Source organism: Paenisporosarcina sp., from assembly GCF_057785155.1.
The window spans coordinates 439,287-453,251 of the sequence record NZ_JBYNRN010000012.1; the positions used below are offsets into that span (position 1 = coordinate 439,287).

General features: G+C 36.7%; 11 protein-coding genes. 9 read left to right on the forward strand and 2 right to left on the reverse strand.

The window, feature by feature from the left end; all coding sequences use genetic code 11:
• Nucleotides 1-15: 15 nt before the first annotated feature.
• On the reverse strand, nucleotides 16-264 hold the full coding sequence (locus AC3EA5_RS05450; RefSeq protein ID WP_394188073.1) for a GlsB/YeaQ/YmgE family stress response membrane protein: 249 nt from the start codon (nucleotides 262-264) through the stop codon (nucleotides 16-18).
• A gap of 450 nt (nucleotides 265-714) precedes the next feature.
• Here AC3EA5_RS05450 and AC3EA5_RS05455 point away from each other — a divergent pair, with 450 nt between their 5' ends.
• Complete coding sequence (locus AC3EA5_RS05455) at nucleotides 715-1,386, forward strand: DNA alkylation repair protein (protein ID WP_488607394.1); 672 nt, start codon at nucleotides 715-717, stop codon at nucleotides 1,384-1,386.
• Between the two features lie 31 nt (nucleotides 1,387-1,417).
• Here AC3EA5_RS05455 and yfkAB read toward each other — a convergent pair whose 3' ends face one another.
• Complete coding sequence (gene yfkAB / locus AC3EA5_RS05460; RefSeq protein WP_488607395.1) at nucleotides 1,418-2,533, reverse strand: radical SAM/CxCxxxxC motif protein YfkAB; 1,116 nt, start codon at nucleotides 2,531-2,533, stop codon at nucleotides 1,418-1,420.
• A gap of 122 nt (nucleotides 2,534-2,655) precedes the next feature.
• Between yfkAB and AC3EA5_RS05465 the strand changes: the two genes are divergently transcribed.
• The 8 genes from AC3EA5_RS05465 to AC3EA5_RS05500 all read left to right on the forward strand — a co-directional run bounded on the left by AC3EA5_RS05465 (nucleotide 2,656) and on the right by AC3EA5_RS05500 (nucleotide 13,961).
• Nucleotides 2,656-3,057 carry a thiol-disulfide oxidoreductase DCC family protein gene (locus AC3EA5_RS05465; RefSeq protein WP_488607396.1) on the forward strand — a complete coding sequence of 134 codons (402 nt, stop codon included), beginning with the start codon at nucleotides 2,656-2,658 and terminating at the stop codon, nucleotides 3,055-3,057.
• Between the two features lie 15 nt (nucleotides 3,058-3,072).
• Nucleotides 3,073-3,321 carry a DinB family protein gene (locus tag AC3EA5_RS05470; protein ID WP_488607397.1) on the forward strand — a complete coding sequence of 83 codons (249 nt, stop codon included), beginning with the start codon at nucleotides 3,073-3,075 and terminating at the stop codon, nucleotides 3,319-3,321.
• 351 nt (nucleotides 3,322-3,672) lie between these two features.
• Nucleotides 3,673-6,384: an aconitate hydratase AcnA gene (acnA, locus tag AC3EA5_RS05475; protein ID WP_488607398.1), complete on the forward strand. Its 2,712-nt coding sequence runs from the start codon at nucleotides 3,673-3,675 to the stop codon at nucleotides 6,382-6,384.
• Between the two features lie 366 nt (nucleotides 6,385-6,750).
• On the forward strand, nucleotides 6,751-9,960 hold the full coding sequence (locus tag AC3EA5_RS05480) for an AfsR/SARP family transcriptional regulator (RefSeq protein WP_488607399.1): 3,210 nt from the start codon (nucleotides 6,751-6,753) through the stop codon (nucleotides 9,958-9,960).
• A 349-nt stretch (nucleotides 9,961-10,309) separates the two neighbouring features.
• A complete protein-coding gene (locus tag AC3EA5_RS05485; protein WP_488607400.1) occupies nucleotides 10,310-11,533 on the forward strand; it encodes a substrate-binding domain-containing protein in 1,224 nt (407 codons plus the stop codon).
• Between the two features lie 96 nt (nucleotides 11,534-11,629).
• The gene (locus tag AC3EA5_RS05490; protein ID WP_488607401.1) at nucleotides 11,630-12,403 is read left to right on the forward strand and encodes an ABC transporter ATP-binding protein; all 774 of its coding nucleotides are present in this window, start codon (nucleotides 11,630-11,632) and stop codon (nucleotides 12,401-12,403) included.
• Nucleotides 12,381-13,088 (forward strand): ABC transporter ATP-binding protein, encoded by a 708-nt coding sequence (locus AC3EA5_RS05495; protein WP_394188064.1) that lies wholly within the window; start codon nucleotides 12,381-12,383, stop codon nucleotides 13,086-13,088. Before AC3EA5_RS05490 ends, AC3EA5_RS05495 begins: the two co-directional genes overlap by 23 nt.
• 12 nt (nucleotides 13,089-13,100) lie before the next feature.
• Nucleotides 13,101-13,961 carry a branched-chain amino acid ABC transporter permease gene (locus tag AC3EA5_RS05500; protein ID WP_488607402.1) on the forward strand — a complete coding sequence of 287 codons (861 nt, stop codon included), beginning with the start codon at nucleotides 13,101-13,103 and terminating at the stop codon, nucleotides 13,959-13,961.
• The last annotated feature ends 4 nt before the right edge of the window (nucleotides 13,962-13,965 follow it).

The window sequence follows — 13,965 nt, forward strand, 5'->3', positions numbered from 1 at the left end:
TCTTTTTAAATCAAATTATTTACGAAGTGCACGCATGATTAAGCTTACGATTAACACTAATAGGATAGCTCCGATGAAAGCTGGAATAATTGACATTCCCCAAACTTCTGGTCCAAAGCTTCCGAATAATGATCCACCAATCCAAGCACCAATAATACCTGCAATAATGTTACCAATAATTCCGCCTGGTAAATCTTTACCTAAAATAAGTCCTGCTAACCAACCAATGATCCCACCAATAATAAGATATAAAATGAATCCCATGTTCGTCATCTCCTGTTCTGTATAAGTATTTTGTCTTGCTAGTAATTAAATAACCTAAAATCACAATGTTCAAACCTTGTTCAAAAAAAAAATTTGTTTTGCATATAAAATACAAGTGTTACTTATGAAAAGGTTTCATTATAATGTGCAGTCTTAAAAGAAATATACAAAAAAGAATTGTACTTAAAATACTCATAGTTCAAGCTATGAAATCCATAAACTATAATTGTTAAAATATTTTGCAAATTAACGATTTTAGGCTTATAATTTTAAAAAAGGAGTGACTTATTATGAACGACATAATGAGTAACAAATTAAACAAGCAAGCTGCATGGTTTGTCATGTTTCACACCTTATTTATTTTTAATTTAGCTTTTGATATTTTAGAATTTATGTAAAACGGGTAGCTAGTCTATCCGTTTTTTTATTGGAAAAAAGGAGAATAACTATATGAAGAAACTTTGGAATCGTGAACAATATATTGCTTCATTTAATGAAATGAAAAATAAAGATAAAGCAATACCAATGGAAGCTTATATGAAAAACATGTTTCCTTTTCTCGGAATAAAAAGTCCGGAGCGAAAAGAAATCGTAAAGGAATATTTTTCAGCTTATCAATTGCCAAGCCAGGATGTTTTATTAGAAGAAATCTGGGCAATTTATCAATTACCTGAAAGGGAATTTCAATATGCAGCTATTACGTTGCTAAGTAAAAAAATAAAGACACTTCAAATTAATGACTTGCCTTTTATCGAAAAATTAATAATCGAAAAATCATGGTGGGATAGTGTTGATTCTATAGCTCCTACAATTGTCGGTTCAATTGTAAAGGACAATAGAGCTAAAGGGGAAGAAATAATGAAACAGTGGTCTAGCTCAGAGAATATGTGGTTAAACCGTTCAGCCATTTTGCATCAATTAAAGTACAAGAAAGATACAAATGAAGATTTACTCAAGGATATTATACTTAGACACAATCAATCGCCAGAATTTTTCATTCAAAAATCAATTGGTTGGCTTTTGCGTGAATATGCGAAAACGAATCCGGAATTCGTAAAGAATTTTGTTTTAACCATAGAATTAAAACCTTTAAGTAAGCGGGAAGCTCTTAAACATTTATAAGGAAAAAGCAGCCGATTCAGCTGCTGTTTTTCTACTTTACACTTCCACTGACAAACGTTTGATCTTGATAATACATATTTTTCACTAATACATTAGGTCCAAGACACTTTACAGCTGGACAGTGGCAATTGAGACCTTTAGCTAATGGTGATGTGAGCCACTGCTCAAAAATCTTGGGTAACGAATCACCTTTTAAGTTACCTAGAACTGGAGCATCGCCAAAATCCGTCACAATGACGTCACCAGTGAAAATGTTAATGTTTAAACGGGAACGTCCATCAGGATCATTTCGAACTGAAACATTCGGCTCGGATTTTAATCTGTTTTGAAGAATTTGATCTTCTTCGTTTGAACTACAAGGATAAAAAGGTAATGTACCAAAGAGCATCCATGTTTTTGGATCTCGAATATCCAATAAGTGAAGAATGGCTTGTCGCGTTTCTTCAAGTGTTAAGGATGTTAAGCTGCTTGCAAAATCTGATGGATACATAGGGTGAATCTCATGTCTCGAACATTGCATTTCACCCACTACTTGACGGTGGATATGCTCTAAATAAGGCAAGGTGTTTTTATTTAACATGGTTTCTGCTGAAACCATTACACCATGCTCTGAAAGCATTTTGCTGTTTTCAATCATGCGATTAAACAATTTAGCTCGTTGTTCAATAGTTGGTTTACGTTTCATGTTTACAAAACCTGTTTCAATAAACTCTTCAAGAGTTCCCCAGTTATGAGAAATATGTAAGACATCTAAATAAGGGGCAATCATCAAATATCGTTCTGGGTCGAGGGTTAAATTTGAGTTAATCTGTGTCCGTACACCGCGTTCACGTGCATATTTTAATAGGGGTAAAACATAATTTTTAACTGATTTTTTAGACAACATTGGCTCTCCACCGGTAATACTAAGCGTTTGTAGATATGGGATCTCATCTAATCGCATCTTTAGAAGCTCAAAAGGTAAGGCTACCGGATCTTTCGGCTGCAAAGTGTACCCAACAGCACAGTGCGCGCAACGCATATTACAGAGTGTAGTCGTTGTAAATTCAATATTGGATAAAGTAAGTTTTCCATGTCTCTCTATATCCAAATATGCTTCCCATGGATCATGAGAAGGTGAGATTTTATTAGATAATAAATTATTCATTTTAAAGTCTTCCTTTCTACCATGAACTATTGTCGCATAAGAAGCGTTTTAAGAACATGTAAAATTGTTTATTCTCATATTTTTCACGTATGATAAAAAGAAACGAAAAGAGGAGAATCACGATGAAGCTTCCATCACCGATTTTGTTTTACGACGGAAACTGTGGGTTTTGCCAACAGTCTGTCCAATTTGTTCTCAAAAATGAAAAAAGTGACGTTGTGTTTTTTGCACCTCTTCAGAGCGATATAGCTGATGAAATGAAAAAAGAATACCCAGAACTTCACAACATTGATTCAATTGTGTTTTATGAGGGAAAGGAATTGTTAGTTGAGTCTGATGCTGTATTAGCTTTAGCCACTTATTTAAAAAATCCGTTTCCAGTTGCTAAACATGGTCTTGTATTTCCAAGATTTTTACGAGATGGATTGTACCGGGTAATTGCTAAACATCGTCATCGATTAGTTGATTCTAATGAATCGTGTATATTGCCAACTGCTGAACAAAAGAAACGGTTTTTAAGTTAACAGAAGGAGAGAGAGATGTTTTTAGAAAAGAATAATGAGATTCGTAAGAAATTATTTCAAACGATAGAAGGATTAACGGATGAACAGTTTAATAAAACACCTTCTAGTGGAGGATGGTCTCCGAAACAAATTTTCGAACATCTTGTTCGAATGGAAACAGTAATAGGTACGAATATTGCAAGAGAGTTAAAAAATCCATTTTCAACTTACGACATCTCGTCTTATAAAAGTGGAAGCCCCTGGTTACACCGAACCTTCAAATGAATTCAAGTCAAAACAAGAAATGAAAAAAGAGATTCATGATTCAAGACTCTTCTTATTAGATGTGTACGAATCCAGCAACAAAGAAATATTCAAAAGCAAATCATTTAAACACCCTATCTTTGGACAAGTCCCACTTATTCAATGGTTTCCATTTGTCGGTTTACACGAAAAAAGACATTTGAAGCAATTGGAAAATACGATTAAAAATCTGTAAGGTCATAAAGATATCTTATGACAACCTATAATTTTAATGTAATTTACTTATAAAGTAGACTACGTTATGATAGGAACTGGAGAAAAGTCGCTATTATTAGATGAGAGCCTTTTCATAAGACTAAAGGAGGAAAAGACATGGCAAAAAGTAATTTACACAATAGCCGTACTTCTTTCGATTTAAACGGAAAAACGTATAATTATTACCGTTTAGCAGCGTTAGAAGAGGCAGGGATCGCAAATGTTTCCCGACTTCCTTATTCAATTAAAGTATTATTAGAGTCCGTTTTACGACAACACGACGGATATGTCATCAAAGATGATCATGTTGAAAAATTAGCTAAATGGGGCAAAGATGTTGACCCTGAAGCTGAAGTACCATTTAAACCATCACGTGTTATTCTTCAAGATTTCACTGGTGTACCTGTGGTTGTTGACTTAGCTGCGCTACGTTCAGCAATGGCTGAAATGGGTGGAGATCCAGACAAAATCAATCCTGCAATTCCAGTGGACTTAGTAATTGACCACTCTGTGCAAGTTGATAAATATGGTACAAGTGATGCACTTCGCGTGAATATGGAGCTTGAATTTGAGCGTAATGCAGAGCGTTATCAGTTCCTTAGCTGGGCTCAAAAAGCATATGACAACTACCGTGCAGTACCACCAGCAACAGGTATCGTTCACCAAGTAAACTTAGAGTATTTAGCGAATGTTGTTCATGCTGTTCAAAATGAAGATGGTTCGTACGAAACGTATCCAGATACATTAGTAGGTACTGATTCACATACAACAATGATTAATGGTATTGGCGTTCTTGGTTGGGGTGTAGGTGGTATTGAAGCTGAAGCAGGTATGCTTGGTCAACCTTCATACTTCCCAATTCCTGAAGTTATCGGTGTTAAATTGACTGGCGATCTTCCAAATGGAACAACTGCTACTGACTTAGCACTTAAAGTAACTGAAGTACTACGTAAAAAAGGTGTAGTAGGTAAATTTGTTGAGTTCTTCGGAGCTGGCGTAACAAAACTTCCACTTGCTGACCGTGCAACAATTGCTAACATGGCACCAGAGTATGGTGCAACTTGTGGTTTCTTCCCAGTTGATGAAGAAGCACTAGATTATATGCGTTTAACTAGCCGTGACGCTGATCATATCCAAGTAGTTAAAGAATACTTAACTGCAAACGGAATGTTCTTCACTGCTGAAAATGAAGATCCTACTTACACTGATGTTGTTGAGTTAGATTTATCTACAATTGAGCCAAATATGTCTGGACCAAAACGTCCACAAGACTTAATTCCTTTGTCTCAAATGAAAACTGAATTCAACAAAGCAGTAGTTGCTCCACAAGGTAACCAAGGTTTTGGTTTATCTAAAAAAGAATTTGCTAAAACTGCTAAAGTAACAATGGCAGATGGTTCTGAAGTAACAATTCCTACAGGTGCTATTGGTATTGCTGCCATTACATCATGTACAAATACTTCAAATCCATTCGTTATGATTGGTGCGGGTCTTGTTGCTAAAAAAGCAGCAGAAAAAGGCTTGCGTCCACCAGCATATGTGAAAACTTCTCTTGCTCCAGGTTCTAAAGTAGTAACTGGTTACTTGCGTGATGCAGATTTACTTGCACCTTTAGCTGAAGTTGGTTTTGACTTAGTAGGTTACGGTTGTACGACTTGTATCGGTAACTCAGGTCCAATGCTTCCTGAAATCGAAAAAGGAATCATCGAAAACGACTTACTAGTAACTTCAGTTCTTTCTGGTAACCGTAACTTTGAAGGTCGTATCCATCCATTAGTAAAAGCTAACTACTTAGCATCTCCACCACTAGTTGTTGCTTATGCATTAGCTGGTACAGTTGATATCGATCTTCAAAACGAAGCTCTTGGTAAAGACAAAGATGGCAATGATGTATTCTTCGCAGATATCTGGCCATCAACAGAAGAAGTAAAAGAAGTTCTTTTACGTACTGTAACACCTGAATTATTCCGTGCTGAATATGCTCGTGTATTTGATGAAAACGAACGATGGAATGCAATTGAAACTTCTAATGATTCATTGTATACATTCGATGAAGATTCAACATACATTCAAAATCCTCCATACTTTGAAGGTTTATCTGTAGAGCCTAATGATATTCAAACGCTTGCAGGTCTTCGAGTAGTTGCGAAATTTGGAGATTCAATTACGACTGACCATATTTCACCAGCTGGTGCAATTGGTAAAGACACGCCAGCAGGTAAGTACTTACGTGAGCGTGGAGTAGAAGTTCGTAACTTCAATTCTTATGGTTCACGTCGCGGTAGTCATGAAGTTATGATGCGTGGTACTTTCGCTAACATTCGTATCCGTAACCAAATCGCAGCAGGCACAGAAGGTGGATATACAACTTACTGGCCAAACGGCGAAATCATGGCAATTTATGACGCTGCGATGAAATATCAAGAAGACGGAACTGGATTAGTTGTTTTAGCAGGTAAAGATTACGGAATGGGATCTTCACGTGACTGGGCAGCTAAAGGAACAAACCTTCTTGGTATTAAAACAGTAATTGCTGAAAGCTATGAACGTATTCACCGTTCTAACCTAGTAATGATGGGTGTTTTACCACTTCAATACTTACCAGGTCAAAACGCAGAATCACTTGGCTTAACAGGTAAAGAAGAAATCAGCGTAAATATTGCTGAAGGCGTAAAACCTCGTGATATTCTAAAAGTAACGGCTAAATCAGCTGACGGTTCTGTTACAGAATTCGATGTATTAGCTCGTTTCGATTCAGAAGTAGAAGTTGATTACTACCGTCATGGTGGTATTTTACCAATGGTACTTCGCGACAAATTAAAAAACTAAAACATATATAAAAAGAAGACTGTAGATAAACTTGAGTAATTCAAGTTTGTCTGCAGTTTTTTAATTTTAAAATACACATGTTAGATGAAGCAGTTTTGATAGATTTTGGGTTCTAGTAGAGGATTTAAACATTTGGGCCAGCGCAAATTAAGGCAGTAACACTCCATCAGTCACTACATTAAAAAGATTTATCCTATAAACAGAAATAAGTAGGTATTTTCTTCACTTGTAAAACATGTAATGAAATAAGAGTTTATACGTCAATTTTGATTCCGAATAGAATTTCTTTTATTTGGAATACTCATTCAATTTAGAACATTGCTATGATACACTTTTAGGAAGAAAGTATGTTAGCGAGGGAAGTATATGGACCTACCTTTACTCAAATCTAAACTCCTTCCACCCGTGGCAAGTGAAACCTTTATGAGACGGGCTTCTTTAACGCGAACATTCAAACAAATAACATTAAAAAAATGTACACTAATTTCTGGCGGGGCCGGGTACGGTAAAAGCTCTGCTGTAGCACAATATCTAACAGATAGCCGAATTCATTGTTCGTGGTACACCGTTTCTAAAGAAGATGATGATTTAGCACCGTTCTTACGTTATTTAATTGGTAGTATACAAAGGATTGTTCCTAGTTTCGGTCAGAAGTTTAATAAAGATTGGTCGTTTCAACCAGCATTTCCAAGTGAGAAAGAATTAATTGCCTGGCATGCTTGGTTTGTAAATGAGCTAGATCATATTGCCGAACCTTTTGTGATTGTCATTGATGACTATCATTTAATTGATCATGTCTTCTCAATAAACTTTATGATGGAACGGATATTAGAACATTGTCCACCTTATATTCATATTGTTCTAATTTCAAGGACAAAACCAAGATGGGCCCAACTACTAAAATTGAAAATGAATGGGCAATTACTTGAGGTCAATGAACATGACCTCGTTTTTACTGAAGAAGAAATACTCGTGTATTTTGAAGATTATTTCCATCGAAGTCTTACTGAAAACGAGACCAAGAGAATATTAGAAATAACAGAAGGTTGGGCAATTGCCATCCAATTAATTGCGATGCAATCCGCGAGTGAAAACAGTACATTTGATGTTTCACTTAAACCCGCATTAGAAGATTTATTTCACTATCTTTCAGAAGAAGTATTTACGAGATACAAAGAGGTGGAGCAGAAGTGGCTCTTACAATTCTCGATTTTCCCAACATTCTCTCAAGAATTTATCCAGACATTTTATGGTGAAGAGGCTGGAGTATTCTTGCAACGCTTCCGTAGCCATCATGGTTTCATTCAACAACTAGGGGAAGATTCGGTCTATCGTTATCATGCATTATTTCAACAATACTTAATGACCAAATGGAAACAGACAAACTATCAAGAATATCAACAAGCACATCAAATAGCCGCTACTCATTTCTGGGAAAATGGCGACTCTATTCACTCCATATATCAGGCACTCCAAAGTGAAGATTCCCATTTTATTAGCCAAATTGTAATGAAAACTGCACCCAGATTATTGAAACTTGGACAATTCGATTTAATTATGGAAAGTTTAAAAGAAATCCCGATCAGTTATTTTGAGGAGTATCCTGCGTTATATTATTTTGAAGGAGAAGCTAATCGTTATCGCGCTTATTATGAAAAATCAAAACAAGCGTATCAAAAATGTTTACATCTCGCGACTTCTAAAGAAGATTCTTATTATATGAGTTACGCACATGCAGGGCTAGCACATATTTATTTAGACACAATTCAACCGGGTCTTGCAGATCCACATTTAGCTAACGCAATAGCCTTTGCTAATCAAACGACTAACATGTCTAATACAGATATGTATAATTTAAAGCGGCAATTTGCAGAAAACCTCGTTAATTTAGGTAAAACAAGAGAAGCAAAAGCTTTTATTGAAGTTGAACAATTACCGAAGGATTTATTAACAGATGGAAATTTAGATGCACGAATATTATTAAGAATGGGAAAACTATCGGCTTCATTACAATTATTAGAAAACCGCATTCGAGAAGAAGATCTAGTACCCGATTCTCATAGAGAAACTGCAGTATTGCTAGCACTTCTAAACGCAATGGTCGGGGAATTATCCCATGCCAGTTATTATGCAACAAAAGGAATTGAAAGTGGAATCCGTGAAAAATCTGGCTTCGTAGAAGCAGTCGGATTGATTCGTAAAGGTCATGCGGAAAGTGTGGATGGTGATCATTTTTGGGATTCTCCTGAGCGTATGTACCTTCAAGCTATTGAAAAAATGGACCAAATGAATGTTTCTCGAGGAAAAGCAGAACCTTATTTAGGACTTGCTCTTTTAAAAGCGAAGCAAGGCTATTATTACGATGCACAAGTCCTAGCGGAAAAAGGATTGAGAGAAACGGAAATTGTGCACGATTCTTGGTTTTCTGCTTATATAAAAATTGGTCTTGCGATTATTTATTGTTCATCGAACGAGTTTGAAAAAGCCATACCATTTGCTAGACAAGCACAACATGATTTTTCTTTATGCGGCGATTCTTTTGGGTTAATGGTGTCGTCATTTTGGTTAAGTGTTTGCACTTATAATAGCAGTGATGAAAATATCTTCATTGAAGAGATTAAGATATTCGCTAGATTAATAGTCGAAGAGCAGTATACATTTTTCATTGAAAAATTAACGCTTTATGGCCCATTTGATTTGCAACAGTTTTATCCATTAATCCAGCGTGCAGTAAAAGTTGATCATGAGGATGAAATGCTTAGACAAATTAGCCAACATTTACAGATAGTACACACTGTTTCGTATCCAGGTTATACGTTACACATCAACTTATTAGGTCCAATTTCTATTAAACTGGGTTTAAATGAAGTGGATGATCGTAAGTGGCAAAGAGAAAAGGCTAAAGATTTATTTGTCTATTTGTTTATACACAGAGAGCGATTTGTACCAAAAGATGAACTTATCCGTGAATTATTTGAAAACCAAGATGAAAAGACAGCCAATCGGGATTTTAAAGTAGCACTGAACGCCCTATTCAATGTATTGGAACCTGAACGGCCGCCTCGAGCTGAATCCTACTTCATAATACGAAAGCAGACGATGTACAGAATTCACCCAAAGGCAGCTATGGTTAGTGATGTTCAGAAGTTTCAACAATTGGCATCACAGGGTTTAGAGGAACGGAATCCTCAGCAAGCTATCGAGTTATTAAAATCAGCTGTCTCGCTATATAAAGGTGCTTTCTATCTTGATCAATCACTTTGCGATTGGTTTCAGTTTGAAAGAGATCATTTTCATCACACCTATCTACAAATCATTGAAAAGTTAGCGCAAAATTCTACTCGCCTTCAGCAATTCGATCAAACGATATACTGGTCTGAAAAGTTACTCAGAATTGACAATACATGGGAAGAAGCATACCGATTGTTAATGTATGCACACGATCAGAAACATAATCGGTCATTGGCTATTATGTGGTATGAGAGGTGTGTGAAAATGTTGATGGAAGAGTTTGAATTATCTCCGATGGAAACAACTGAACAAATGTATGAACTTATAACGATGGGCTATTCATAACTCTGTTTCGAGAAAGATCGAAGCAGAGTTATTGTTCTTTAACAGCTAAAAAAACTTATTCCTTTTTTTATAAGACTAGAAAGTAAAGAGTGCTCCAATCGCAAGCTCGCACCTAAGCTTGGGCTCGCACGATGCGAGTCATGAAGGCGTTGGGACACGATGTCCCGCACTTCGCCTTCCTCCCCATCTTGCGAAAGCAAGATTTCGAATCGATCTTTCCAGCGTCGGTGTCGGTTTAGAAGGCACTTTGCGCTTTTCTCGTCGTGTAACTCTTTTGTAACTACTATTCTATAAAATAAACACTAGCAAGAAAACGCTTACAAAAGCGAAATAGGGGAAGGGGATTTTCATGAAAAGAAAGTCATGGTTATTTTTAGCATTAATTTTTGTCCTGGTTTTTAGTACCGCTTGTAGTAACACGGATACAACTAAAGTTCCAGTAAGTGGAGACAATAAAACAGAAGAAGGCGGAACAATTAAAATTGGGGTCTTAGCATCGTTAACTGGTGCACTTGAATCTTATGGTAAACAAACACAGCAAGGTTTTGAATTAGGTATTGAATATGCTACTGAAGGCACGATGGAGGTAGCTGGGAAAAAGATCGAAATCATTTATGAAGATACAGAAACAAAACCAGAAGTTGCTGTACAAAAAGCAACAAAATTACTCGAAGAAGATGAAGTGGATTTCCTAGTAGGGTCTTCTAGTTCAGGTGATACACTCGCTGTCCTACCATTAGCAGAAGAATATGAAAAAATTATGGTTGTTGAACCTGCAGTTGCAGACAGTATTACAGGTGCTGAGTTTAACAAATACATTTTCCGTACTTCACGTAACTCGTCTCAGGATGCTGTAGCAGGTGCAGCAGCAATTGCTAAGCCTGGCGTTAAAATTGCCACGTTTGCTCCAGACTATTCATTTGGAAGAGACGGGATTGCAGCATTTAAGAAAGCAGCAGAAGAGTTAGGTGCTGAAATCGTTTTAGAAGAATATGCAGATCCAGCAGCAACAGACTTCACTTCAAACTTACAAAAAGTTATTGAAGCGAAACCGGATTACTTGTTCGTTGTATGGGCGGGTGCAAACTCACCTTGGAATCAAATTGCAGATTTGAAACTTCAAGACAAAGGTATCAAAATCTCAACTGGTGCTCCTGATATTCCAGCTTTAACTACTATGGAGGCTTTAGTGGGAATGGAAGGCTTCTCAGTTTACTATCACACATTACCAGATAATGATGTGAATGATTGGTTAGTAGAGAAGCATAAAGAAAAATATGGCGGGGAAGTGCCTGACTTATTCACACCAGGAGGCATGACAGCTGCCATTTCGATCATAGAAGCATTGAAAAAATCAGAAGGAAATGCAGATGGTAATGAATTAATCGGAGTTATGGAAGGTATGTCATTTGAAACACCAAAAGGAAAAATGACATTCCGTGCCGAAGATCATCAAGCTTTACAAACTATGTACTCTGTTAAATTAGAAAAATTAGCTGGTTTTGATTATCCTGTTCCCGTGCTAATTCGAGAATTATCACCTTCAGAAACAGAACCGCCAATCCAAAACTAATAAAGAGTGAGACGGCCTGTGAAAACAGGTCTGTCTCTCTCCATGCTTAAGAACGTTTCTTGAATGTGGAGAGAGACAGAAGAAAGGGTGAAATCGATGACTCCAATTTTAAGAACTGAAAACTTATCCATCAAATTTGGTGGCCATACAGCAGTTAATCAAATGAATTTTGAAATGCCAAAAAACCATTTCAAATCGATTATAGGTCCAAATGGAGCAGGAAAGACAACATTTTTTAATTTAATTAGTGGAGAATTAAAACCTTCTGAAGGAAAAGTTTATTTTAAAAATGAAGATATGTCCCGCTTATCACCTGTTGAACGAACAAGAAGAGGATTAGGCCGCTCATTTCAAATTACCAACGTATTTCCAAATCTAACAGTATTAGAAAACGTTCGTTTAGCTGTCCAATCCAAAGAGAAAATTCGTTATCAAATGATTCATCACGTACTGAAGTATCCAAACCTCATTCATAAAGCAGAGGAACTGCTTGAACTGGTTTTATTAGTTTCCAAAAAACATATTGCCGCTAGTCAGTTATCACACGGTGAAAAACGAAAATTAGAAATTGCGATGTTATTAGCTTTAGATACGGATGTCCTGTTATTAGATGAACCTACTGCTGGTATGTCACTAGAAGAAGTGCCAGCTATATTAGCCGTAATCAAAAGGATTAAAGAAGAAGGTAATAAAACGATTCTACTAATCGAACACAAGATGGATATGATATTAGATTTGTCAGACTCTATTATGGTTATGTTCAACGGAGAGCTATTGGCAGATGGAACCCCAGAAGAAATCATGCAAAACGAAACCGTTCAAAATGCTTATTTAGGAGGTTCTTATGATGACCACACTGTTAAAAGTTGAAGGGGTCCATACGTTTATCAATCAATATCATATTTTACAGGGGATAACATTCGAAGCAAAAGAGGGAGAAGTTAGTGTGCTTCTCGGGCGTAATGGTGCTGGAAAAACAACCACACTTAAAACTATTTTAGGATTAACTCCAGCTTCAAAAGGTAGTGTTCTGTTTAAAGGAGAAGACATTACGAAAAAACCTACTTATGGAATTGCCAACAAAGGAATTGGCTATGTTCCTGAGGACCAGGGGATTTTTGGTTCATTAACCGTAGAAGAAAACATGAAAGTGGCGATGCGAAAAGACGATGAAGAAACTTTAGCTAAGCAAGATTACGTACTTAATTTGTTTCCTGATCTCAAAAAGTTTTGGAAAAAAGATGGTGGTCATCTTTCAGGGGGACAAAAACAAATGCTAGCGATGGCTCGAGCATTCGTCGGAAATAGTCAGCTGTTATTAATTGATGAACCTTCAAAAGGGCTTGCACCTATTGTCATTGAAAAAGTAATGGAAGCCATTGTTGATATGAAAAAACATACGACAATCGTATTGGTCGAACAGAACTTTATGATGGCAAGTCGAATTGGAGATACATACACACTTATAGATGATGGTGAAACAGTTCAAGCAGGACGGATGCAAGAATTAATTCACGATGAACAATTGAAACGAAAATATTTAGGAATTGGATAAGGAGGGACAGTCATGGAACTACTCATGAATTTAACGATAAATGGGCTAGCAACTGGCATGTTAATCTTCCTTTTAGCAGCTGGTTTAACGTTAATCTTTGGTTTGATGGACGTTCTTAATTTCGCGCATGGTGGTTTATTTGCTTGGGGTGCCTATGCTTCTGTTTGGTTTTATGCACTAACGGATAGCTTTGTACTCGCGATTTTAGGAGCTATTTTAACAGGGATAATCTTAGGGTTTATTACGGAGAAATTAATTATCACACCCGTATATGGTAACCATGTCCAACAGATTTTAATTACACTCGGATTTATGCTTGTCCTAACTGAAATGTTGAAAGTGGTATTTGGTCCCAATCAGATAGCTGCTAGGACACCCGAGTTTTTATCTGGTAGTTGGGAAGTCGGAGACGTCATTATCATTAAGTACCGAGTTTTCATTATCATTATGGGCTTTCTTGTATTTGGAATTTTTCAATATATCCTTAAGAAAACTAAAATTGGTTTAATTGTACGTGCAGGAGTTATGAATAAAGAAATGGTTCAAGCACTTGGGATTAATATTAAAAACGTTTTCCTATATGTGTTTATCGCAGGTGCGGCACTGGCAGCACTCGGAGGCGCATTAATGGCACCTTATTCAGGAGTCATTTACGCAGAGATGGGAATGGAGTTTGCGATTCTAGGTTTCATTGTTGTTGTAATTGGCGGAATGGGCAGTTTTCCAGGATCCTTGTTAGCCGCTATTATTGTAGGGATAACAGGTAGTTATATGGCTTACTATGTACCATCCTTATCGTTAGCAGTAAATATGATGATCATGGCAATTGTACTCGTTTTCCGTCCGCAAGGTTTATTTAGAGTAAAGGGGTGAAGAG